This window comes from Mycobacterium sp. E2497, assembly GCF_001668695.1.
In the GTDB taxonomy this organism is placed as follows: Bacteria; Actinomycetota; Actinomycetes; order Mycobacteriales; family Mycobacteriaceae; genus Mycobacterium.
The window spans coordinates 48,754-72,084 of the sequence record NZ_LZKD01000071.1; the positions used below are offsets into that span (position 1 = coordinate 48,754).

24 protein-coding genes and 1 pseudogene are annotated in these 23,331 nt (G+C 66.0%); 15 read left to right on the forward strand and 10 right to left on the reverse strand.

The window, feature by feature from the left end:
• The first annotated feature begins 6 nt into the window (after window positions 1-6).
• The 9 genes from A5713_RS05635 (at window position 7) to A5713_RS05675 (ending at window position 8,743) form a co-directional block, all read left to right on the forward strand.
• Complete coding sequence (locus A5713_RS05635) at window positions 7-1,662, forward strand: acyl-CoA synthetase (protein WP_068093451.1); 1,656 nt, start codon at window positions 7-9, stop codon at window positions 1,660-1,662.
• Window positions 1,655-2,485: an amidohydrolase family protein gene (locus A5713_RS05640; RefSeq protein ID WP_068093454.1), complete on the forward strand. Its 831-nt coding sequence runs from the start codon at window positions 1,655-1,657 to the stop codon at window positions 2,483-2,485. The genes A5713_RS05635 and A5713_RS05640 overlap by 8 nt, the downstream gene beginning before the upstream one ends.
• Before the next feature lie 21 nt (window positions 2,486-2,506).
• Window positions 2,507-3,565: an acyl-CoA dehydrogenase family protein gene (locus A5713_RS05645; protein ID WP_067922390.1), complete on the forward strand. Its 1,059-nt coding sequence runs from the start codon at window positions 2,507-2,509 to the stop codon at window positions 3,563-3,565.
• A 14-nt stretch (window positions 3,566-3,579) separates the two neighbouring features.
• Entirely contained in the window at window positions 3,580-4,797 is a 1,218-nt protein-coding gene (locus A5713_RS05650; protein WP_068093458.1) for an acyl-CoA dehydrogenase family protein, read from the forward strand.
• Between the two features lie 88 nt (window positions 4,798-4,885).
• Window positions 4,886-5,218: a hypothetical protein gene (locus tag A5713_RS05655; RefSeq protein ID WP_082972798.1), complete on the forward strand. Its 333-nt coding sequence runs from the start codon at window positions 4,886-4,888 to the stop codon at window positions 5,216-5,218.
• A gap of 185 nt (window positions 5,219-5,403) precedes the next feature.
• Window positions 5,404-6,183, forward strand: coding sequence for a hypothetical protein (locus A5713_RS05660; protein WP_156751761.1), 780 nt, complete (start codon window positions 5,404-5,406; stop codon window positions 6,181-6,183).
• Between the two features lie 369 nt (window positions 6,184-6,552).
• Window positions 6,553-6,831, forward strand: a complete 279-nt coding sequence (locus tag A5713_RS05665; protein ID WP_067922381.1) for a hypothetical protein — start codon at window positions 6,553-6,555, stop codon at window positions 6,829-6,831.
• 212 nt (window positions 6,832-7,043) lie between these two features.
• Window positions 7,044-7,895 carry a hypothetical protein gene (locus tag A5713_RS05670; RefSeq protein WP_156751762.1) on the forward strand — a complete coding sequence of 284 codons (852 nt, stop codon included), beginning with the start codon at window positions 7,044-7,046 and terminating at the stop codon, window positions 7,893-7,895.
• A 125-nt stretch (window positions 7,896-8,020) separates the two neighbouring features.
• Window positions 8,021-8,743, forward strand: a complete 723-nt coding sequence (locus tag A5713_RS05675; RefSeq protein WP_156751763.1) for a hypothetical protein — start codon at window positions 8,021-8,023, stop codon at window positions 8,741-8,743.
• Between the two features lie 67 nt (window positions 8,744-8,810).
• Here A5713_RS05675 and A5713_RS28170 read toward each other — a convergent pair whose 3' ends face one another.
• Window positions 8,811-8,984 (reverse strand): hypothetical protein, encoded by a 174-nt coding sequence (locus A5713_RS28170; RefSeq protein ID WP_156751764.1) that lies wholly within the window; start codon window positions 8,982-8,984, stop codon window positions 8,811-8,813.
• 11 nt (window positions 8,985-8,995) lie between these two features.
• Window positions 8,996-10,453 (reverse strand): NAD(P)/FAD-dependent oxidoreductase, encoded by a 1,458-nt coding sequence (locus A5713_RS05680; RefSeq protein ID WP_068093465.1) that lies wholly within the window; start codon window positions 10,451-10,453, stop codon window positions 8,996-8,998.
• Window positions 10,454-10,660: 207 nt separating this feature from the next.
• On the opposite strand from A5713_RS05680, the gene A5713_RS05685 reads away from it, so the two are divergent.
• Both A5713_RS05685 and trxA read left to right on the forward strand, forming a co-directional pair.
• Window positions 10,661-11,041 carry a carboxymuconolactone decarboxylase family protein gene (locus A5713_RS05685; RefSeq protein ID WP_067922370.1) on the forward strand — a complete coding sequence of 127 codons (381 nt, stop codon included), beginning with the start codon at window positions 10,661-10,663 and terminating at the stop codon, window positions 11,039-11,041.
• 52 nt (window positions 11,042-11,093) lie between these two features.
• The gene (trxA, locus tag A5713_RS05690) at window positions 11,094-11,468 is read left to right on the forward strand and encodes a thioredoxin (RefSeq protein ID WP_067922367.1); all 375 of its coding nucleotides are present in this window, start codon (window positions 11,094-11,096) and stop codon (window positions 11,466-11,468) included.
• Window positions 11,469-11,678: 210 nt separating this feature from the next.
• Here trxA and A5713_RS05695 read toward each other — a convergent pair whose 3' ends face one another.
• The 6 genes from A5713_RS05695 to A5713_RS05720 form a co-directional block, all read right to left on the reverse strand.
• Complete coding sequence (locus A5713_RS05695; RefSeq protein WP_068093513.1) at window positions 11,679-12,896, reverse strand: CaiB/BaiF CoA-transferase family protein; 1,218 nt, start codon at window positions 12,894-12,896, stop codon at window positions 11,679-11,681.
• Window positions 12,897-12,917: 21 nt separating this feature from the next.
• Entirely contained in the window at window positions 12,918-14,120 is a 1,203-nt protein-coding gene (locus tag A5713_RS05700) for a cytochrome P450 (protein ID WP_068093468.1), read from the reverse strand.
• 97 nt (window positions 14,121-14,217) lie between these two features.
• The gene (locus A5713_RS05705; RefSeq protein ID WP_068093469.1) at window positions 14,218-15,870 is read right to left on the reverse strand and encodes an acyl-CoA synthetase; all 1,653 of its coding nucleotides are present in this window, start codon (window positions 15,868-15,870) and stop codon (window positions 14,218-14,220) included.
• An 8-nt stretch (window positions 15,871-15,878) separates the two neighbouring features.
• Complete coding sequence (locus A5713_RS05710; protein WP_068093516.1) at window positions 15,879-16,499, reverse strand: PaaI family thioesterase; 621 nt, start codon at window positions 16,497-16,499, stop codon at window positions 15,879-15,881.
• Window positions 16,496-17,116 (reverse strand): cysteine hydrolase, encoded by a 621-nt coding sequence (locus tag A5713_RS05715; protein ID WP_068093472.1) that lies wholly within the window; start codon window positions 17,114-17,116, stop codon window positions 16,496-16,498. Before A5713_RS05715 ends, A5713_RS05710 begins: the two co-directional genes overlap by 4 nt.
• Window positions 17,113-18,105, reverse strand: coding sequence for a Rieske 2Fe-2S domain-containing protein (locus A5713_RS05720; protein WP_068093474.1), 993 nt, complete (start codon window positions 18,103-18,105; stop codon window positions 17,113-17,115). The genes A5713_RS05715 and A5713_RS05720 overlap by 4 nt, the downstream gene beginning before the upstream one ends.
• A 168-nt stretch (window positions 18,106-18,273) precedes the next feature.
• Between A5713_RS05720 and A5713_RS05725 the strand changes: the two genes are divergently transcribed.
• From A5713_RS05725 to A5713_RS05735, 3 genes are read left to right on the forward strand one after another with little or no spacing between them, the layout of a single operon-like run.
• Window positions 18,274-19,392, forward strand: coding sequence for a PHB depolymerase family esterase (locus A5713_RS05725; protein ID WP_068093476.1), 1,119 nt, complete (start codon window positions 18,274-18,276; stop codon window positions 19,390-19,392).
• Window positions 19,392-19,772, forward strand: a complete 381-nt coding sequence (locus A5713_RS05730; protein ID WP_068093478.1) for a nuclear transport factor 2 family protein — start codon at window positions 19,392-19,394, stop codon at window positions 19,770-19,772. Before A5713_RS05725 ends, A5713_RS05730 begins: the two co-directional genes overlap by 1 nt.
• Window positions 19,769-20,812 carry a TIGR03857 family LLM class F420-dependent oxidoreductase gene (locus A5713_RS05735; RefSeq protein ID WP_068093518.1) on the forward strand — a complete coding sequence of 348 codons (1,044 nt, stop codon included), beginning with the start codon at window positions 19,769-19,771 and terminating at the stop codon, window positions 20,810-20,812. The genes A5713_RS05730 and A5713_RS05735 overlap by 4 nt, the downstream gene beginning before the upstream one ends.
• 76 nt (window positions 20,813-20,888) lie before the next feature.
• Here A5713_RS05735 and A5713_RS05740 read toward each other — a convergent pair whose 3' ends face one another.
• Entirely contained in the window at window positions 20,889-22,385 is a 1,497-nt protein-coding gene (locus tag A5713_RS05740; protein ID WP_068093482.1) for an acyl-CoA carboxylase subunit beta, read from the reverse strand.
• 85 nt (window positions 22,386-22,470) lie between these two features.
• On the opposite strand from A5713_RS05740, the pseudogene A5713_RS05745 reads away from it, so the two are divergent.
• Window positions 22,471-22,980 (forward strand): annotated as a pseudogene (locus A5713_RS05745) (LLM class flavin-dependent oxidoreductase); the annotation flags it as partial.
• Here the strand turns inward: A5713_RS05745 and A5713_RS05750 are convergent.
• Window positions 22,899-23,288, reverse strand: a complete 390-nt coding sequence (locus A5713_RS05750; protein WP_369804372.1) for an LLM class flavin-dependent oxidoreductase — start codon at window positions 23,286-23,288, stop codon at window positions 22,899-22,901. The pseudogene A5713_RS05745 and the gene A5713_RS05750 sit on opposite strands and share 82 nt — an antisense overlap.
• Window positions 23,289-23,331 lie beyond the last annotated feature (43 nt).

Genomic DNA, 23,331 nt, shown 5'->3' on the forward strand with positions numbered 1-23,331 from the left:
CCCACCATGAGTGAATGGACTGTGGGCGCGGTTCTGGACGCCATCGCCGACGCCGTGCCGGACCGGCTGATGACCGTGTGCGGCGACCGCAAGAGCACCTTCGCCGACTCCGCGGTCCGCACCAACCGATTGGCGAACTACCTCGAAGGCAGGGGTTTCGGCGTCTACGCGACCCGTGACGCGCTGCAGCGCTGGGAATGCGGACAGGACCGCATCGCGTTGCTGATGTACAACGACCTGTACCCCGACATGGTCATCGGCTGCCTGAAGGCGCGCACCGTCCCGGTCAACGTGAACCACCACTACTCGCCCCGGGAAATCCGCGACCTTCTCGACTACGTCCGCCCACGGGCGATCATCTACCACCGCTCCCTCGGCGCCCGGTTCGCCGACGTCCTGCCGCCGATCGGTACCGAGTTGCTGATCTCCATCGACGACGGCACTACGGTTCCCCAACTGCCGAAGGCGATCTCGCTCGACGACGCCCTGGCGTCCGTCGGCCCCGATCGCGAGGAGACCGGATCTCCGGACGATCTCATCATGATGTGCACCGGCGGGACGACGGGGCGTCCGAAGGGCGTGCTGTGGCGACAGAGCGACATGTACGTGTCGTCGATGGTCGGGGCCGATCATGCCAGCGTCACGGAGATTCACGACAAGGTCGCCGCGGGCGGCCAGCCGTGGTTCGCCGTCTCCCCGCTCATGCACGCCGCCGGCATGTGGACCGCGTTCTCCGCGCTCTGCGCCGGCCTGCCCGTAGTGCTTTACGACGACAGCAACAGGCTGGACGTCCGGTCGGTGTGGGAAACCGCGGAGCGCGAGAAGGTGGGCATGATGACCATGGTGGGTGACGCGTACGCCGGCCCGCTGATCGCCGAGCTGCGCGCGCGTTCCTATGACCTGTCCTCGCTGCGTGCGATCGGCACCGGAGGCGCCGCGACGAACGCGAAACACAAACGCGCACTGATGGAATGCCTGCCACACATCACCATCATCGAGGGCTATGGGTCGTCGGAGAGCGGCAACATGGCGTTCGGGCACAGCCGCGGGGGGACCGCCAGCGAAACCTTCCAACCCAGGGAGGGGGCCAGCGTGGTGTCGGCCGACCGCAGCCGATTTCTGCGGCCCGGTGAGCGGGAAGTCGGCTGGGCCGCCAGGACAGGCCGCATCCCGCTCGGGTATTTCGGTGACGCCGAGGCCACGCAACGGACCTTCCCCGAGATCGACGGCCGGCGGGTGGTGATACCCGGCGACCGGGCATCGCTGGAGAAGGACGGCACCATCCGCCTGCTGGGCCGCGACTCGCTGGTCGTGAACACCGGTGGCGAAAAGGTTTTCGTCGAAGAGGTCGAAGAGGTACTGCGCGCTCAGCCGGGCGTCGCCGATGCCCTGGTCGTCGGCCGACCAAGCGAGCGGTGGGGTCAAGAGGTCGTCGCGCTCGTCGCCACGCAACCCGGCGCCCGGCTCACCCCGGACGGCCTCTACCACGCGTGCACGGCACAACTGGCGCATTTCAAGGCGCCGAAGGCCGTCATCTTCGTCGAGCAGATCGAACGCCTCGGCAACGGCAAGCCCAACTACCGATGGGCCAGAGAACAAGCCACTCAACACCTTCCGGTGAGCGCGCTGGTAGGGTCCGACGCCGAAGGAAGTCATGAATGACAAAGTGATTGACTGCCTGGTGAACGTCCACTTCGGCGAAGCCGAAATTCAGCCGACGTGGATGCTCAAGGTCAGGGACGACTACTTCAAGGGCCCCGAGTCGATGTTCGCCCCGGTCGATCTCTCCGAATTGCTCGCCGAGATGGACGAACAAGGTGTGCACAAGGCGATCCTGATGGACTCGCTCACCAACCCGTCCACCACCGCGCGCAAATTCGCCGAAGCCAAACCGGATCGATTCGCCTTGGCCGAGGGCGGGGTCAACCTGCTTCGCCCGGTGCCGTCGCTGCGCAAGCTCGCCGAGATCGCGGGCGACCTGCCCGTCGCGTATGCCGTAGTGGGGCCGAGCTTTTGGGGCGACGGCCAATACCCGCCCAGCGACGCCGTGTACTACCCGCTCTATGCCAAATGTGCGGAACTGGACCTTCCGCTGTGCATCAACACCGGCATCCCGGGGCCGCCCATACCCGGCGAGGTCCAGCACCCCATGCACCTGGATCGCGTGTGCGTACGATTCCCCGAACTGCGGCTGTGCATGATTCACGGCGCCGACCCGTGGTGGGACGTCGCGATCCGCTTGCTGCTGAAGTACCCGAACCTGCGCCTCATGACGTCGGCGTGGTCGCCCAAGCGGCTGCCGGAGAGCCTGCTGCACTACATGCGCACGCGCGGTCGCAACAAGGTGATCTACGCGTCCGACTGGCCGGTGTTGCCCATGCGGCGGGTCATCCCCGAGGCCCGTGCCCTTGATCTGCCGGCCGACGTGCTGGATAACTACCTTTACAACAACGCGCAGGATTTTTTCTTCGGCGACCGCGCCTGACCGAGAACGGGAGCACTGACGATGGACCGCTTCGAACTACGCCGACTGGACTACAGCCTGTCCGACGATCATGTGGCCCTGCGGGACGCCTATAAGCAGTTCTTCAAGACGCACTGCTCCATCGAAACCGTCCGTGCCGCAGAGCCGTCGGGTTTCGACAAGAACCTGTGGGAGAGGTTGTGTGGGATGGGCGCGACCACGATGGCGTTGCCGGAGTCCTGCGGCGGTGACGGCGCGACCCTGGTCGACCTCACCCTGGTGGCCGAGGAGGTCGGCCGGACGCTGGCACCGGTTCCGTGGATCGACCACGTCTGCACCGCGCGGCTGCTGGGGCGGCTCGGCGCGCTGGGCGAGGCTGCCGCCGGGATCGCGGACGGGGAACAGCTTGCCGCGCTGGACCCGCGCATCGACGCCGGGCGCGGCCCGCGGTTGATTCCGTCGGGGTCGATCGCTGACCACGTCGTCGTCCGCGAAGGCGAGGAAGTCGTGCGCCTGACCTTCGGCACCCGCCCGGCGAAGGTCGACAATATCGGCCGCCTGCCCATGGCCTGGGTGGACCCCGCGGTGGCCGACACGCGCGAGGTCATCGCCGAGGGGCCGGATGCACTGGCGAGTTACCTTTTGGCGCTGGACGAATGGCGGCTGCTGACCGCGGCGGCGCTCGTCGGGCTGGTGGAGGAGACCATGACCATCGCCGCTGAGTTCGCCAAGACCCGATACACGCTGGGTGTGCCCATCTCCACGCTGCAGGCCATCTCCCACCCGCTGGCGAATATGGCCATCACCGTCCAGGGTGGCCGCAATCTGGCTCGCCGCGCCGCCTGGTTCCTGGACAATGAACCCGGCGAGCGGCCCGAATTGGCGCCTTCCGCTTTCGTTTTCATGGCCGAGGAGGCGGCGAGGGCGGCGACCATGGCGGTCCATATTCAAGGCGGCCTCGGGGTCTCGGCCGAGGCCGCGGCGACGGCGTATCTGGTGCGCGCCCGCGGGTGGCCACTGGCCGGCGGCGATCCGGCGGCTACGTCCCAACGGGTGGCCGAGATCGTCGCCGCCCGCGAGAGCGCGGCGCAGCCGGCGTAGGAAGGGGCAACACGATGGATTTCTCCCGCGTCGAGCTGTCCGAAGCCGACGAGGCATTCCGCGACGAAGCGCGCAGCTTTCTGGCCACGCACATGACCGAAGAGGTCAGGCGCCGCGACAGGGAAACCGGCGACAACTTCGACGAGGGCCTGCACCTGAAGTTCGGCGCCGCAGGCTATTTGGCGGCGGAATGGAAACCGGAGTCCGACGGTGGTCTCAGCCGGGTGCGGCGGCGCATCTGGGAGTTGGAGAAGCGGCGGGCACATGTGCCGTGGGTGACGTGGGGGACAACCGCGATGGTGGCCCGCTCGGTGGACAAGTTCGGGTCACCGCAACTGCGTGACGAGGTGCTCCCGAAAGTCTTCAGCGGCGAGGTTCGGTTGTGCCTCGGCTACACCGAGCCCGAAGGCGGCTCCGATGTCGCCACCTGTAAGACCCGCGCGGTACGGGAGGCGGTTGGATCGAGCTGGGTCATCAATGGCTCCAAGATGTTCACCACCGGCGCCCATAACTGCCAATACGTTTTCCTGATCACCAATACCGACCCGGACGCGCCGAAACACAAGAGCCTGACCATGTTCCTGGTGCCGCTGGATTCGCCGGGCATCGAAATCCAGGGTATCCGCACGGTGGATGGCGATCGGACCAACATCGTCTATTACAGCGACGTCCGCGTGGACGACAAATACCGGCTGGGCGAGGTGAACGGGGGCTGGACGGTGCTGCGCGAACCGCTCAACGTCGAGCACGGCGCCGTCGCCGCCGCCCCGGACGGTCTGCAGGATACGTCAATCATGATGCACCAGGCCAGTTTTCTGTCCGAGGCGGTGGACAAGGCGGCGGCGTGCGTGGCGCGCACGGACGGCGCGGGCCGCCGACTCATCGAAGACAAGTCGGTCGCGTATCGACTGGGCCGCAGCGTTGCCCGACTGGAGGTGGCGCTGGCCACCCCGAGCATTTTCGGCCGGGTGGCCATCGCACAAACGATGCGCGACATCTCCCCGGAACTGATGGACATCCTCGGCGCCGCGTCCGCGTTGCCGTACGGAGCCGAGGCGGCCGCCGACGACGGCAGCGCCGAATACGCCTACCGGTTCGCCCCACTGGTGGGCATCTATGGCGGCACGCTGGAGGTCTTCCGCAACATGATCGCCCAGTACACGCTCGGGCTGGGCAAGCCCGCGTACGCGCCGCCGGTCAAGAAGGTGTCTTCGATCAGCGCGAACGGGTAATCCTCGCGAGGACGTCGGCGTGTGCAGCTTTACACCGAGCACTCGCAGCCCCGAAATGGGAACCCGATACGTGCTAGGGAAAACCCTGATGTTGACGATCGCCGGCATCGGTAGCGTGGTGCCGATGGCGAATATCGAGGAGCACACACAGGGGTTCCTCGTCGAGTGGTACGGGCCGCAGGCACCCGCCCACTCGATCGGAGACGTCGTTGATCGTCTCAACACCAGTGCCGCATCCGTGTCGACTGATGGCAAGCAGGTCCGGCTGCTGACGGCGATGGGCGTGCCGGCGGACGATTACGCGTTCGGTGTCTTTGCTGCCGAGTCGGCCGCGCTCGTTGCCCAGGTTTGCCAGGATGCCGGCGATCCAGCGCAACGGATCAGTTCGGCTGTCGGATGGGTGCGATTCCGGGACCGCTGACCCGCCCGGCCGTACGCTCCCCGCGACCCGCGTCCGTGCCATTCGACCCGACCGCATCGCAGCGATAGGGAAATCCCCTATTTCTCCCGAACGCCCTCTGAGACCACAGTCCTAGTAACGCTGGGCGCACAACGAACCGTCGCAGGGATGGCCCGGGCGCCGGCGCGGCGGCGCGTCTAACACTGATGAAGGAAACCGTCATGACGAGAACAGCACAATCAGCACCGCTTGGGGTCGCGACCGCCATCACCGGCCTTGTCGTGTTCGTGGGCGCAATACCGAGCGGCATCGCCCACGCCGATCAACAGCAAACGCGCGACTACGTCAACAATGTTCGCGGCACCACGACGTGCCCAGGACTGACGGCGCGTAGCGACCTCGACAGCATCGCCCAGCAGTACGCGACCACCGAAAAGCCGCCGCAGGCCGGCGGATATCCCGGGACGGTGGTCGGCTTTCTCGGTTCGGGTGATCCCTTCGCCAAGGCTGATGACAGCGCGATGGCCAAGGCGAAAAGTGCACTGGCGAACTGCAACTACACCGACTTCGGGGTGGGCTTCATTCGGCACGATGACCGCAGTGTCGACGTCGTCACGATCGTGCTGGGCCAGTCGACCAAACCGTCAGTCGCGCCGCCGCAAAACCAGCAGCCTGGTCCCGGACTTGGTGTGGCGGCGGATTCTGTCATCCAGGCGCGCAGCCAATCCCATTGTCCAGCATTGACGTATCGGACCAGCCTTGAAAACGAGGCCCAGCAATACGCGCGAACGGAGAACGCCGCACTGAGGGCGGGCGAAGTGGGCTTCCTGGGTTCCGGTGACCCGATTATCAAGGCCATCCAAAGCGCCACGTCAAAAGCGAATCCCGCCATTGCCGACTGCAGTAACACGACCTTCGGTGTGGGCTTCATCCGACACGATGACCGCAGCGTCGACGTCGTTACCGTAGTGCTGGCCAAGCAATAGGTGCGTCCGAACGAAAATTGCTGCAGTGAACCAGATTCGAGTAGAAGAGAGACGCCTGTGCGACAACAAGCGGGTACGGCGACCGACAGTACACGGTATTGGCTCCGGACGACCGGTGGTGAGGTCCACCGAACGAAAGCACTGGTCATCGTCGCCGCGCTGTCCTGTGTGATGGCCGGATGCGGGTCGAGCGGGCCGGGGAACGCTGCGGGCCGATCAGGGCTGTCGCAGTCGGCGGCCAACGCCACGCTGCACGCAGGAACCCGCATCGACGCGTGCTCCATGATTGCGCCACAGGAGATTACGTCGTTGCTGGGCGCTCCGGCTACAGGGGTGTCGACAGGAAAGGATCCCGATCAGGGGGACTGCATGTGGACGAACACGGCGACCGACGAATCGGTCTCATTGACCATCAGCAATCCAGGGACCGCCCTGAACGACAAGCTCCCTCCGCCGGCGGCAGGCTTCCCCGACCCCAGCACGCCGGGGCCGGACGGCATGCGATACATGGGTGGCGGCGGGGTCGAGTTCGCCGCGGGGAATCGCGTCAACACCGTGCAGGTGGCCGTGTTGAGGCTCTCCGCGGAGCAGGCCAACGCCGCCGCCGTGAAACTTGCTCACGAAATTGCCCCGCAGGTACCCAAATAGCCCCGACAGGTCAATGAACGCGCAAGAGTAGGGATTCTCCTTATTTCCGCATCTGACCATTCCACTTAGCGTCGTGCATGTCGGACGGACACCGACGCGCCGGCCTGCCGCATCCGGCGTGCGCGGGTGGCGACGAAAAGGAGATCACCATGACCAGAACCCGGGCAGCAGTTGCAGTTGCGTTCGCGGCGCTGACGGGTTCGGCGCTCGCGTTGACGATGGCGCCGATCGCGTCCGCCGATCCACTCGCTGCCATCCGCCAGGCGGTTAACAATGCGCGAGCAGGATCGACTTGTCCCCCTTTGAACTACAGCATCCCCCTGGAGGGGGAGGCGCAGCATGCCATCGGCAACAACCTGCCGGGGGTGCCCCCGACCGGGCAGTACAAGGGCACGTTCGCCGTCACGTTGGCCGCTCCCTTCGGGAGCGCGAACAACGCGGAGGGGGCTACCCGCGGCGCCGTTGGCGAAGCGACTCCTGCCATCAACGACTGCAGCAACAAGGACTTCGGCGTGGGCTTCTTCCGCAAGGGAGATGACGACACCGTCGCCATCGTGCTCGGTAAGCCGGCCGCCGCCCCCCAAGCGCCGCCGGCGGCCGTCCAGTGTCCGGCGGGTTCGGAGACTCCGACCGTTCCGGCTGGGCAGACTTGTAAGGCAGCAGCGAGCCCGAACAACCTTCCGGTGCGGTGTACCGGCAACTACGAGCTGCCTGCCGGCTCGGATTGCTCCAAGACGCCCAATCCGTCGCCTCCTGCGCCGAAGCCGCCGAAGAACGCGGTCGCGGTCAATGTCGAGCAGTCACCGACGTCAGTGGCGGTGAACGTCAAGAACACCTCGCCATTGCCTGGCAAGTGCACGTATGACGCCGCGCCGAAGAACGGGCTCTTGATGCCGGCGGTGCACCGCGACTTCAACGTCAACCCGAATGATGCCACCAGACTTGACTTCCTGGCGCCACCGCTGGGCGTCAAGTATCACTTGGTGGTGTCATGCCACGGCACGTTCAACGGCCAAGACGACGAGTTCGGCCACGTCGAACAAGACGTCACCGGCGGCCTGTGAGTTCTGACGCGCAAAGTCGCGCCAAACCGCTGCCCCGTCATATTCGTTGGGAAACAACGTATTTCTCTGTCCGCCGTGCCCGCCATCGCGTCGGAAGCAGCCGGGACCCTCTAGGAGGCCTTCGCATGTCTAGTCACTTCGCATCGCAGCCCACGCCCGTGGTCAAGCTCATTCGCGGCACGTGGCAATCACCCATGTTGCCGGTCTGTGCGGCTGCCCTCACCGTCGCTGGAGCTGTCGTCGCGTCACCGCCCGCTTCGGCCAACGGCGGATGCATTCCCGGCGACATCGCCGGCCAGGTTCCGCGGCTGACGCGACCCGGCGACAACGTTTGTGTGCCGCCGGGCATCGCTCAAGAGGTTCAGAATGAGAATGCCGCCGCCGCCGCAGGCGACGGCTATGCAGGCGGTGGCCCTTACGGGCCTAAGACGTGTGTTTCGGGCCTGGTATGGCGCGAAGGATACGACGGCGACGCGGTGTGCGTCACCCCACAGCGACGGCAAGAAACGTGGCAGGAGAACGCCAACGCGGGCGTCGGCGCCACCGGCGGGCTGCAGCCGCAAAACAACGCACCCGGGCCGGGCAAACACACCATTACCTATCAGGTCTTGGGCGGCGGTGACGTTTTCTCGGTCATCCCCGACCCAGGCACGCCGGTGTATCCGCCCAGCACGACCAAGTGGGTTTCGACGCCGTGGTCGCAGACGGTGGAGGTGACCGGAAGCAAACTTCTGGCGTTGAACTACACCGACCACAACGGTACCCATGACTGTGCGATTCGGGTCGATGGCCAACCCGTCCCGCTCACCGAGCACAAGCCCGGCAGGTGCGCCTACCAAATGCCTTGAACGCGAAATAGCAAGCGCACCATGGCACGGCGAACTCCAGTTCGTCGACGCACACCTGGGCGGCCCGTCAGCCGTGCCCGTAGATGATCCGCAGCATCTTGAGATTGATACGGATGAACCGCCCGAATTGCACGAAGATGTTCTGCCGCGTCCGGAGTGTTGCCGGAGTGGGCAGCGGTGCATCGGCGATGCGCTCGGCCGTCAGCGCGTTCACGTCCGAATAGGTGTTTTCGTCGTCCATCGAAGTGCCTTTCATTCGGGGATCAGCCACCAGAATGGGCGGGCTTTCGCCTTGTAAATGAAGAGATGATGCAGCAGCAGCTTGATCCAGTGGCCGGCCAACCCGAGCTCACCGGAGGTGCCGGCGATGTCACGACCCGTTTGCGGGTACTTCACCGGATCGGGTACCACCGGGAACATCGTCATGGCGGCGGCCGAGCCTTCGCGCAAACCGGTACCTGCGGAGGCGACGCATGCGGCGCCCATGCTCGACATCGAGGCGCGGTGCGCAACCGCGGCCGTTCCCTTGGTGATTCGATCGCGGATGGTTTCAGCGACCGTCTTGGCCATAACGCCCGACGGCATGCCGGTGCGCGGCGGACTGGGCGTGATCACGGTCCCGTTGGGACTCGTGCGCGGCCGGGAGATGGGGTGCGGGGGCGCGAACGCGATGCCCGGGGCGAAGATGTTCGGGTAGGCGGGGGACTCGTAGGTGTGTGGCCAATCCTCGGCGGACCATTCGTCATAGGGTTTGCCCGAGTAGTCCGCGTCGACCTTCATGAAGCCTGACGGCGCGAACAGGACGGAGCTGATGTCGTTGCCGTCCTTGTCGTATGCCGCCAGTTCTGCTCCCCTGAACGGCGGTAGGAGCATGGCGAAGTCGAAGTCCAGCTCGTGCTCTCTGCCGTCCAGTTGTTCGTAGCGCAGCTTGCCATCCATCACCTCGTGGACGGCCGCCTGCGTGATGGCTTTGACGCCGCGCTCACGGAACAGCGACTCGGTCCACAGCCGGCTGGACTGCACGAAGCCCTTCTCGACGAAACTCATGCCACCGACGCCAAAGTCGCCCAGCTCGTACTCGTTGGTGAGGTAGACGACGTCGGCCAGGTCCCGCACACCGGCGGCCCGCAACGTGTGCTCGACGTTGAAGGCGTATTCGAAGGCCGCGCCCTCGCAGGTGCAGGTGCCGTGCCCGACGCCGATGACCAGGCGCTGCTTCTCGCCGGCCTTCAGCCTGGCGATGACCCGGTCGAGCGCCTCGGCCGCCTCGACGGCGTGGGCCGCGGTGCACACCGAGTATGAGTGGCCGGCGGGGCCGAGTCCGGGGGTGGCCGCGAAGTTCAGGCGCGGCCCGGTGGCATTGATGAGGTAGTCATACGTGATGGTGCCGCTCTGGCCGCCGTATTCCTCATCGGTGTAGGTGAAGTCCACCGATGGCGCCGACTGATCTTTGGTGCCTTCCGGATGGATCGCGGTGGCAAGCGCTTGATGAAACACGATGCCCTTGCGGCGGTAGATGGGCTTGAGCGGAATGAGAACCTTGGCGGGATCCATGCGGCCGACCCCGACCCAGATGTTGGACGGAATCCAGTTCCAGTCGGCATTGGGAGAGATCACGACGACTTCGTGACTGCGGCCCAGCCACCGGCGAAGGTGTAGCGCGGCGGTATGCCCGGCGATACCGGCGCCGAGGACGACGACTCGTGCCATTGTTGCTCCTCTATCCCGTGCGCCGGCATCGCCGCACGACATGGTTGCCGCCGCGTGGGAACGCCGGGCGCTCCGAGGCCAGATTGCGCCCCGCGGTGACGCGTTCCTAGGGCCGATGGACTCTATTGGCCGGGGCATATGCGCACCGAAGAAAAAATCGGGCGCATATCGCGGAATACCCCTACCCGTATAGGTATTGTACATGGCATGACGGAACACAACCACTATCAACAGGTGCTGGACGACCTCAACCCCCAGCACCGTGCCCTGCGCAAGATGATCCCGGACGTGTACCGGGGTTTTGCCGAAATGAGCAACGGCGCACTGACCTCGGGCGCCTTGGACAAGAAGTTCAAGGAGCTGATCGCGATGGCGATCGGGGTCGTCGCCGGATGCGACGGCTGCATCGCCTCCCACGCTCAGGGGGCGGCCCGTGCCGGAGCATCCAAGGAAGAGGCCGCCGAGGCCATCGGCGTCAGCATTCTCATGCATGGTGGCCCGGCGACGATCTACGGGGCACGCGCCTACAGCGCATTTTGCGAATTCGCCGACAAGATCGCGGACGACGCCGCCGGGCCGGCCCAATGAGCGGCGACCACCGCCTCGGCCCGATCCTCACCATCATCCGAAAGGAGCAACCATGACCGTCAAGACGCTGACCGCCGCCGATTTCGAGTCGACCGTAGTCGCAAACCCGATTGTGCTCGTTGACTTCTGGGCCCCTTGGTGTGGGCCATGCCGGGCTTTCGCGCCGGTCTTCGACCGGTCCTCGCAGAACCACCCGGAGATCGTGCACGCCAAGGTGGACACCGACACCGAGCGCGATCTGGCCGCGACGGTAGGCATCCGCTCGGTGCCGACGATCATGGCGTTCCGCGACGGCATCCTCATTTACAGTCAGCCGGGCGCGATGTCACCAGCCGTGCTCGACGACTTGATCGATCAGGTCAAGGGTCTTGACATGGAAAAGGTCCACGCCAAGATCGCCGAGCGTAAAGCTGCTGTGAGGGCGTAGTGGCGCACTCGCTTCGCCCTGGACGATAGGAAGCAACCATGTGTTACCCCGTTCGCTGCCGGCGCTGCGGAAAGATCACCTGGGCGGGGTGTGGCGCGCACGCCGAGAGCGTGATGAAGCAGGTGCCGATCGATCAACGATGCACCTGCGGCCAGAGCATCGCTAGGTAATGCCGCCGATGATCGCCACGTCAGTCATGGCATGGCGCATTCACGCAATGGCTCCCGAGTCCTTCAGTTCCTCGATGCGGTCCCAATCCATGCCCAGTTCCATCAGCACGAGCTCGGTGTGCTCGGAGGCCTGGGGCGCACGCGTGGTCACCAGGGGTTCGTGGTTGAACTGCACCGGACCGCGCACGACGCGGAAAGGCTTTCCGCCGCTGGCGAGCTCGACCTCGCTGACCATGTCGTTGGCGAGGGCCTGCTCGTCTTCGACCAGGTCGAGCAAGCTCTGGAACGGCGCCCACTGGCCCTTCATCGTCTTCAGGTGTTGCCGCCAATAGTCGAAGGACTTGCCGGCGAAGGCCTTTGCGATCAGTTCGGCGGCCGCGTTGGCATTCTGTATCAGCGGGAGCACGTCGGAAAAGCGGGGATCATCAGCCGCCTCGGGAATGCCGAGATGCTCGAAAGTGTCGCGGATCAATCCGGTCGGGCTGATGATGCACAGGTTGATGGTGCCGCCGTCGGAGGTTTCGTAGTTGCCCATGAAGGGGTTCACCGACATCGCGGTAGCGGAGCCCGGCATGGGAGTGCGCATCACCTGTCCGGTCTCCATGCCCTGCGTCACGCTCGCTCCCGCGGCCCACCAGGCCGTGCTCAACAACGACACGTCGAGCTCGAGGGCTTCGCCGGTGCGCTCGCGATGCAGCAACGCGGCCGAGATGCCGCCGGCGATGAACATGCCGCCGATGGAGTCGCCGAATGCCGGGATACCTTGCCCCAGTGCGCCACCCAGCTCCTCGGGCGTCAGCGCGTATCCGATGCCACTGCGCGTCCAGAATGCCGTCCCGTCGTAGCCACCCGTGTCACGTTCGGCGCCCTTGTCGCCGTATGCCGAACCGCGCGCGTAGACGATGTTCGGGTTCACCGCGCGGATGTGCTCCACGTCGAATCTGTGCTTCTGGCGCTGCGCCGGCATGTAGTTGGTGAGGAAGACGTCGGCGGTCTTGGTCAGTTCGTAAATCACCTCCTGGCCGCCTGGGGTGGACACGTCGATCCCGACGCTGCGCTTGCCCCGGTTGGGATGCTCCATCAGCGGATGCCGCTCAGGATCGACCTGGATGCCGCCCATGTTGAGGAAGCCGCGTTGGGTATCACCGCGCAGCGGGTGTTCGACCTTGATGACGTCGGCGCCCCAATCGGCCAGGATGGCGCCCGCCGCCGGGACGAATGTGAATTGCGCAAGTTCCAGGACCCGGAAGCCCGACATCACTTTGACCATTTTCGGACCCTACTTCGCGTCAAACGTCACGGGAAGCGCCGTCGGAGAACGGAAGGGCTGGCCGTGGATGTGGGGGTCGTCGTCGGTGAGCAACCGGACATTGGTCACCCGATCCAGCAGGCATTCGACCGCGACGCGGGTCTCCAGCCGCGCCAGGTGCAGGCCCAGACATGTGTGCTCGCCGGCGGCGAAGGAGATGTGCGGCAGGGGCGTGCGGAAGATGTCGAATTCCTCGGCGTGCTGCCAGCGCCGCTCGTCGCGGTTCGCGGAGCCGATGCACACCCCGACCACCGAACGCGCCGGGATCTCGGCGCCTTCGAGATCGGTGTCCTCGGTGGTGAATCGCTGGACCGTCGTCAGCGGCGTCTCGAAGCGCAGGCCCTCCTCGATGGCCTGCGGCAAGAGCGCGCGGTCGGCCTGTACCGCGGCGAACTGGTCCGGGTGGGTCAGCAGCAGGTACAGCAGGTTGCCCGATGACCGGTACGTGGTCTCCAGCCCGGCCGGCAACAGCAGCCGCAGGAAGGAGTAAATCGCTTCCTCGCTTAGCCTTTCGCCGTCGATCTCCGCCGTGACCAGGTCGCCGATGATGTCCTCGGTGGGGCGGGACTTGCGCAGTGCGATCTGCTCCAGGAAGTAGTCCTTGAGCGCCGCCGAGGCCTCGAAGGCATGCTCGTAGTCGACGTGGTAGCTGATCAGCTGCACGGCGCGCTTACGGAACGTCGGCAGGTCGTCGGCGGGCAAGCCCAGCAGCCGGGCGATGACACGGGTGGGGAATTCGAAGGTGAATTGCCGGACCAGGTCGGCTTCGCCGGTGCCGGCGAACTCGTCGATCAGGGCGTTGCAGATCGGCCGCACGATGGTGTTCTCCCACCGGGCCAGTGCCTTGGACTTGAACGCCGCCGACACCAGGTTGCGGTGGTCGCGATGCTTCTTTCCCTCCATCGCCAGGATGGTCGGCCCCATGAACAGGCCGATCGTCTTGTCGTATGGCGCGGAGCTGAACACCCGGCCGTCCCGAAAGACCTTGTTCACCGCATCGAACGAAACCGCGGAGAACTCGCGCTTGGGGATCAACGACTCGGGCGTCTTGGAGTAGTCCATGACCGTCCCGCGGAACACCCCGGATTCGCGGCGCTTTCGCGCGAAGAACGGGTAGGGGTCGCGCAGGCTGACGGTCTGGCCATGGCCTGCCGCATGCACGTCGGTGGTCACCCTAGATCTCCGGCATCGTCAGCGGGAACGGCAAGGCGCCTTGCGCAAGATCATACTGTAATTCTTACAGTAGACAATATGGGCGTTTGCGCTGCCGTCAGCCGTTCACCGCCTGCTCGCGCGCCCACCGGTAGTCGGCCTTGCCCGACGGGCTGCGTTCGATCGCCGCGCGGAACACGACCGCCTTGGGAAGTTTGTAGCGAGCCAACGACTGCCCGGCATGCGCGACCAACTCCTCGGCGTCGGTGTGGGCGTCTTGGGCAAGCGCGACGACGGCGACGACCTCCTGGCCCCACCGGTCGCTGGGCCGTCCGGCGACGACCACGTCGGCCACCGCGGGGTGCGACGCGATCGCGGTCTCGACTTCCTCGACGAAGATCTTCTCGCCGCCCGAGTTGATCGTCACCGAATCGCGGCCCAGCAGTTCGACGGTGCCGTCGGCGCGGTGGCGGGCCCGGTCGCCGGGGATCGCATACCGGATCCCGTCGATGACGGGAAATGTCTTGACGGTCTTGGCCGCATCGCCCTTGTAGCCGAGCGGGACGTACCCGCGCTGCGCCAGCCAGCCCATTCCGTCGTGACCCGGTTCCAGGATCGAGGCTAGGTCTTCGGCCGCCACGAACGTGTCCGGTCCCGCGTTGAAGGTGCCGGTCGACACCGCCCCCGACGTCGACATGTGGTGCATCTGCGCGCCGGTTTCCGAGGATCCGACACCGTCGACGACGACGGCATTCGGCAGGACTTCAATCAACCGCTGCTTGACGAACGGGGTGAGCAACGCGCCCCCGTTGGCGACGACGGCCAACGACGACACGTCCGCGATCCCCTTCTCGATGGCGGCGACCAACGGGCGGGCCATCGCATCGCCGACCACCGTCACCACGGTCACCCGCTCGCGCTCGATGGTGCGGACCACCTCCTCGGCGTCCAGACGATCGACGACAGACGGGAAGACGACGGATTGTCCGGTCGTGATCGCCGTCATCACGCTCCACTGGGCTGCGCCGTGCATCAGCGGCGGCAGGATCATCAATTTGGTGCCGGGGCCCGCGAGCACGCCGGCCGCGATCTCCTCGACGGATCCGAACGGCTCGCCGGTCATCAGGTTGCGGCCGCCAAAGGAGGTCATGAAGATGTCGTGCTGACGCCACAGCACGCCTTTCGGCATCCCCGTCGTGCCGCCCGTGTACAGGACGTACAGGTCGTCGGGCGAAGGCTGCACCGGTGGTGGCTCCGGTGTGGATGACGCGATGATGCTCTCGTAATCCACTGCCCCGTAAATCAAGTCGTTGCCGGAGTCGTCGGCGATCTGAATCAGCACCCGCAGCTGCGGGAGGTCCGGCAGGATTTCGGCCACCCGTGGCGCGAACGCTGCGTGGTAGATCAGCGCGGTCGCCCCCGAATCCGCCAACAGATACTGCAGCTCGCTCTTGACGTAGCGGAAGTTGACGTTGAACGGGGCGACTCGGGCTTGAAACGCGCCCAGCAGTGCCTCGACGAATTCGTTCCCGTTGTAGGCGTAGATGCCGAGCAGGTCCTGACCGGCCTCGTGGCCGGGGATCCCGGAGCGTTCGGTGTGGCAGCCCAGCCCACGGGAGTGCAGGTACGCGGCGAGGCGGTGCGACCGTTCGAGCACCTGTGCGTATGTGTACCGCCGTTCACCCTGGATCAGCAGCTCCCGGTCGGGAATCGCGGCCGCCACGGCCTTCGCGACAGCGGCCACCGTGAATTGTGTTGCTGTGTCGGACATCTGGCCTCTCACGGCTGGTGGGGTAGCAGGCGGACCATCAGGCCGTTGGCTTCGCTGAGCAAGGTTCCATCGGCGGCTGTCATAGTAGCGTCAATGAAAACCTTCCGGCCGTCGATACCGGAGATTCGTCCCTGAGCGGTCAGCGGCTCGTCGATCGGGGTGATCTTGCGATAGTCGACGTGCAGATAGGCCGTGCGGGTCGGCCGGATGTCCGCGGTGGACACGACCATGCCGAGCAGCCAGTCGTAGAACAGCGGGATCATGCCGCCGTGCACGGCGTTGTTTCCGCCGATGTGTGCTGTGGTGAAGTGGCCGGCCATGGTTACGCGGTCGGGGCCTGACTCGGTCACCATCCAGGGCGGCATCAACGGGTGGGCCAACCCGGGCAGGCTCAGCACTCGGCCGGCGACCGACTCGGCCTCCGGGACCTGGTGGCCGTCCAGCAGCGCGCAAGCGCTCTCCAGGTGCATGGTCGCGGCGGCCCAAAGCGCGGGGTCGGGCTTGGTGGACACGGTCAGGTCCTGCAGGCGGCGCAGCGCAGCGACGAATGGACCCAGTTCCTCGGGCGCGTCCTCGACGGGTTTGACGTCGGGGAATCCGCCACGAACACCGGGTGCGGTGTCGGTCATGGCCGCGTCCACACGTCGAGCAATTCGTCGGTGGTGGTGATGGTCGCGAGCAGCGACAGGGTGTTGGCGATGATGGCCTCTCCGTATTCGGTGGGTATGCCGGCGACCGCATCGCGGGGCATGACGACGCGGTAGGCGGCGTTGACGGCGTCCATGACGACGTTGGGGATGGCGATGTTCAGCGACACCCCGACGACGACGATGGTGGACACCCCGAGGTTGCGCAGTATCGCGTCCAGGTCGGTGCCGCCCATAGGCCCGACGCCGTGCCAGCGGCTGAGCACCAGATCGCTTGGCTCCGGTCCCAATTCGGGCAGTACGGCCGCCCCGGGGGTGCCCGGGGTGATGTCGACCCGACCGTGCCCCATGGCGAAGATCTTGGCGTTGTGGTTGGAGCCGAGCCCGTCGGGCCGCCGCTGCACCAAGCAGTGCACGACGCGGACACCGGCCGCCCGGGCCGCCGGCAACAGCCGGACGATATTCGGCAGGGCGACTCGGCGCGCCTCGGTGGCCAGCATCCCCAGGCCGGCGTTCGGGCCGATCACCGCCCCCTGGCACTCCTGCGTGACGATCGCGGTGCGCTCGGGTGCCGCGATCTCGGAGAGTTTCGGTGTCATGCCGGTACTTCGTAGAACTGTTTGGCCCACTTCCGCAGTGCCATATACCCTTTCGCGTCCACCTTGGAGAGCGCCGGATTCGCCACGTACTTCTGGTACCGCCAGATTCGCAGATCGTCGAAGACGGTGGACAGGAATTGCTGTTCGATCACGTCGCGCAGCTTGCCCTGCGGTACCTCGGATGTGTCGCCGGGGACCCGCGGCCACCAGATCGAGTAGAACAGGTCCGAACACTCGTCGTCGACCGGCGTGCAGGTGAAGATCAGCCGATGGTTCTGGGCCCCCTCGAAGACGCTGATCGCTCCGCCCAGGCCGAACAGGTGGCTGTGGAACCGCAGCGCGAGATCGTCGGGGTTGTCGCTGCGTGCGTCCGGCCAGCCCGCGACGAACTGCCACTCGTGGTCGACGATCTTCCAGTCCAGCACCCGCGGCGTCACCGTGGCATGGTGTACGTATTCGAAATGTGCGCTGTCGGGGGCATTCTCCGCGACGATCTGCGGATGCACGGGCTCGTGTTCGGTGCGTCGCGAGAACTCCGGGTACGCGCGGTAATACGCCGTCGGGTCGGTCTCGAATTGCGGAAATTTCCTAAAGATGTCCGGCATGTCCCACTGCGGCTCCTTGCCTTCCGGCTGGTGCCAGATGAACACGCAGTCGTACTGCTCGCACACCGGGTACACCCGCAGCCGCAGCGCGCGGTTGGGCCGGTCGGGTTGATAGGGGATGTACCGGTTGGTGCCGTCCGGGCCCCAGCGCCAGCCGTGGAAGGGGCATTCGACGCAGTCGCCGAGCACTTTGCCGCCGTGGCCGATGTGGGCGCCGAGGTGTTTGCAGTGTGCTTCCAGGACGTGTAGCTCGCCGGACTCGTCCCGGTAGGCGACCAGATCCTCGCCGAAGTACTTCAGCGGCCGCACTTGGCCAACCGGGAATTCGGGCGACCACCCGACCATGAACCACCCGGTGACCTTCCAGGTGAAGGGCACTTTCACGCCGGTGCCTCCGATTGCCAGATACTAAGTGGATTACAGTATAGATTTCAGCAGTCCGGCCCGCGCACGGCAAGGAGCGAAATGACACAGGGCATCGCGCTCGTCGCGCCGACGGCGCTGGGCGCGGCCGACGGATATACCGGTTCAAAGCCGGCGTAGGGGAATGGCATGTCGAAGGTGACGCGCGGGCTGGGGCTGGTCAGGGAGGCGACCCGTGAGCTCGCCATGTTGTTGCCCCGGACGGTGGCCGGGCTGAACGAATCGACCGGCTGGACTCCGGTGTCACCGCGTGGCGTGCGACAGTTCGGCGAGGTCATCCTGGACGAGCTTGTGCTGAGCGGCTTTTCGCTGCTGGGTGGGAGCCTGGCGGAAATGCGGCCCCTCGTTGGTTGCATGGCCGCGGCAGAGGAGTTGTCCGCTCTGGGCATCGACCGTGCGCACGGGGACCCGATGCCGCTGCGCGCGACCTCGGTGCGGCGGCGCCGCGTCGGCAACCTGGCGTACGAGCGGATGGCGTTCGAGCACGATCCGGCGTTGCCGCAAACCCTGCAAGCCGAGGGACTCGGCGGACCGGCGAGGGCTGTGGTGCACCTGTGCCGGCACCGCGACGGCCCGAGACCCTGGCTCATCTGGGTGCACGGCGCCGGCCAGGGCGGCACCGAAGACCTGTTGTTGAGCCGGATCGGCCGAATACATCACCAGCTCGGCTTCAACGTTGCGCTGCCGGTGCAGCCCGGCCACGGCTGCCGGCGCCGCGAATGGCCCGCGTACCCGGACATGGATCCGTTGGGCAACGTCGCGGGCATGATGCGCGCTGTGTCGGAGGTCCGAGCGGTGGTGCGGTGGGCACAACCTCAAGCGAGCACGGTTGTGGTAGCCGGGATTTCCATGGGGACTCCGGTCGCGGCGTTGGTGTCCCACCTGGAGAGGCAGGTCGACGCGGTCGCGCTGTACACGCCGATCCTGGGGCTGAACGCGATGATCGCCCGCCACCTGGGCCGCTGGGGATCGTCCCAGGACGACTTTCGCGACCTGTTGACATCCCCGGAGGTGGCGAAACTGACGTCGGTAATCGATCCGCTGCGAGTCGATCCGGCACCGCCGCCGCATCGCCGGCTCATCGTCGGCGCCTGGCACGACCGGATGGCCATGCGCGATCCCGCGGTCGCGTTGCAGGAGCGTTGGGGTGGCGAACTGTTCTGGTATGACGGCAGCCACGTCGGGCACGTCTTCTCCCGGCGAGTGCAGAAAGTGACCGATCGGTTCCTGCGCGAGGTCGCCGGCTGATGGCCACCGCACGCACGGCCCGTGAGGTCGTCGAGCTCTACAACCTGGTGGTCTGGAACGAGCGCGACCTGACCCTGGCCGAGGAGCTGTTCGCCGACACCGTGATCCGGCACGAGGTGGGGGAGGCGCACACTCTCACCCGCCAAGAGGCGGTCAACCGGATCGAGGACGTCTGGGCGATACTCGACACATTGCGCTTCGATCTGAACATCGTCGTGGCCGGGGACGACGGCGAGCACGTCGCGATCGTCTACGACTCGTCGATGACCGCCAAGGGCGGCACCGAAACCAACGTCGCCAGCATCGAGGTGTTCCGCGTCGTCGATGGGAAGATCGCTGAAGTCTGGAATTGCGGCTACAAACAAGGAGTTTGGAGTTGAGCGATCGCACGCTTGATGAGTTGGGGTACTACCTGCTGGCCGGTGCCGGTGGAGAAGGCCCGGCGGCGTTGATGGACGAGGCCCGCCGCGGCGAGGAGCTCGGCATGGGCACCGCCTTCATCTCCGAGCGCTGGAACGTCAAGGAGGCGTCGTCCCTCGTCGGCGCCGCGTGCGCGGTGACGAACAGGATGCAGATCGCCACCGCGGCAACCAATCACAACACCCGCCACCCGCTGATCACCGGGTCGTGGGCCACAACCATGCACCGGCTCTCCGGCGGGCGCTTCACGCTCGGTATCGGCCGCGGGATCGCGGCGATCTACGGCGCGTTCGGCATACCGGCGGTCACCACCGCGCAGATGGAAGACTGGGCACAGGTCATGCGCCGCCTGTGGCGCGGGGAGCTGATCTTCAACCACGACGGGCCCATGGGCAGATACCCGATCCTGTTCCTCGACTCGGACTTCGACGAGGACATCCGGTTGGCGCTGGTGGCTTTCGGGCCCAATACCCTGGAACTCGGGGGCCGGGTCTTCGACGACGTCATCCTGCACACCTACTTCACCCCCGAGACGCTGCGGCGCTGCGTCAAGACCGTCAAGTCCGCGGCTGAGAAGGCCGGCCGCGACCCGGACAGCGTCCGGGTGTGGTCGTGCTTCGCCACGGTCGGTGACCACCTCCCCGAGGGGCTTCGGCTGAAGAAGACGGTCGCGCGCCTGGCCACCTATCTGCAGGGCTACGGCGACCTGATGGTGCGGACGAACGACTGGGATCCCGCTGTGCTGCAACGCTTCCGGGAAGACCCCGTGGTGACCTCGATCGCGGGCGGCATCGACCACAAAGCCACGGCCGAGCAGATCGAGCACATCGCGACGTTGATTCCCGACGAGTGGCTGGAACCGTCGGCCACCGGGTCGGCCCGGCAATGCGCGGATCGGGTCCGCAAGGAATTCGACTACGGGGCCGACGCGGTGATCATGCACGGCGCGACGCCGGACGAACTGGAGCCCGTCATCGCGGCGTACCGGGCGGGAGCCTAACGCCTCGATCGTGCGCGTAACGACACGTTGCACCGGCGCGTCGTGTACAGACACGCACGCTCGCCGGCGCAACGCGCTAGGGCAGGATGACGGTCCGACTGACCGGCTCCGCCACGGCCTGCCTGCTGGACAGGCCGCGAAGCAGTGAACTCAGCAGGGCGTCGCGGGTCTCGCGGGGATCGATGAGTTCGTCGAAGCCCAGATGTTCGGCCGAGCGATAGGACGCCTGCAACTCGGCGTCACGCAGCTTCGCGGTGACGTCCTCACCGGCATGCGTCGCCCGTCCCAACGCCGCCGCGCTCATGGCGCCCATAGTCGCGCCCGGGTATGCGAAGGTCGCGCTCTGGTGATCGAAACCCAACAGCGACATGACCATGGAGCCAAATCCGTATGCCTTGCGCAACGTGATGTGCAGCTTGACCGTGGTCGCCGTCGTCTGCGCGGCGAACATCCGCGCACCGGCACGCAGCACGCCGCTGCGTTCGGACCGACTGCCGGGCAGCATGCCCGGGTTGTCGGCAAGGAACACGATGGGCAGGTGGAACGAGTCGGCCACCATGATGAAATGTGCCGCCTTGTCCGCCGCGTCGGCATCGATGGAGCCCGCGAGCACATTGGGCTGATTCGCGACGACCGCGACCGGGTGGCCACCGAGATGAGCCAACGCGCAGATGATCGCCTTGCCGTACTGCGGCTGGACCTCGAACCAGTCGGGCCGGTCGAAGACCACGTCGAGCACGGCGCGCATGTCGTAGATGCGGCGGTTGTCGCGGGAGACGATGTTGAGCAGTTCGGGCGTCGCACGTGGCCCGCTGGCCTCGTCCGGCGGCAGCGGTGCCGGGTACGACCACGCGCTCGGCGGGAAGTACGACAGGTACCGGCGAATATCGGCGATCACGGCTTCGTCGTCTTCGGCGACGTTGTGGATCACCCCGCTCGGCAAGGCGGTGACGGGTCCGCCGAGGTCCTCCTTCGAGATCTCTTCTCCGGTGGACTCTTTGACGACCGGCGGTCCGGCGGTGAAGATCGCTCCCTGTCTGCTCATGATCCGGAAGTCGCAGACCGGGGCGACGAGCGCACCGTGTCCGGCCGACGGGCCGAGCACGGCGGCGACGGTCGGTACCCGGCCCGAACACTGCGCCTGGGCGAGCAGGTCGGTCGGGCTCCGGCCGTAATGCCCACCGCCAGGACGAAAACCGGCGCCTTCGAGCAACATCACCAGGGGAACCTTGTTGCGCAGCGCGAGTTCGGCGATGCGGTAGCGCTTGGAGTTACCGCCGGGTCCGATGCTGCCGGCCATGGTGGTGAAGTCTTCCGAGCCCAACATCACCGGCGAACCGTTGATCGATCCGGAGCCGACGACCAGCCCGTCGGCCGCGATGTCGCCGCCGACCAGCGTGCCGATTTCGCGGAAGCTCCCCGGGTCGACCAGGCGGCCGATGCGCGCGCGGGCGTCGAGCTTGCCCTTGCCGCGGTGTTTGTCGAGCCGTTCCGGACCGCCCATCTCCCGCGCTTTCTGACGGCGCCGGTCGAGGTCCTCGAGCGTCTCCTCCCAATCCGGGGGTTTTGTCATGCCTATGTCCTACCTCATGGGAGTTTCGTCTCGCGAGTAAATCTGCGGGGTCACATACTGGATTGCTTACTGTAAAGTTACCCGCATGGCCGACGCCGCCCGCCTCAAGGTCGACGGGGGTATTCCCAATCAGCTGGCGCGGGTGACCGATGCGGCGGTCGCCCTGGAACGCGAGGGATACGACGGCGGCTGGACGGCAGAAACCAGTCATGACCCGTTTCTGCCGCTACTGCTGGCCGCCGAACACACGTCGCGGCTCGAACTCGGCACCAACATCGCGGTGGCTTTCGCCCGCAATCCGATGATCGTCGCCAACATCGGTTGGGACCTACAGGCGTACTCGCAGGGCCGGTTCATTCTCGGTCTGGGCACCCAGATTCAGCCCCACATCGAAAAGCGCTTCAGCATGCCGTGGAGTCATCCCGCCCGTCGCATGCGGGAGTTCGTCTCCGCCCTGCACGCGATCTGGTCCGCGTGGCACAACGACGGCAAGTTGCGTTTCGAGGGAGACTTCTACACCCACAAGATCATGACCCCGATGTTCACACCGGAGCCCCAGCCGTGCAGCGCAAGCACTTTCTGGTATGCGGGCGTGGATCCGTAGAAGGCGATCTGCTTTCGGGTGGCCGTCATCGCCGCCGCCAGCTCCGCTTCGTTCTCGCCGGTCGCCACCATCACCTCGCACGACACCTGGAAGTCGGCGCGGTCGCGGCCGCCGCGCTGCATGCCCCGCAACAACGCCGGCATCGTCACTTCGTCGAGGTAGCGCTTGGACACCATCGGGTGACCGAGGTGTCCGTCGCCCACCTCGCCGCACATCTCGGTCATCGCTTCGCCCACCGCGGCGATGAACACCTTGGGGGCGGGATACGGCTGGGGCTCCGGTGTGAACATCGGGGTCATGATCTTGTGGGTGTAGAAGTCTCCCTCGAAACGCAACTTGCCG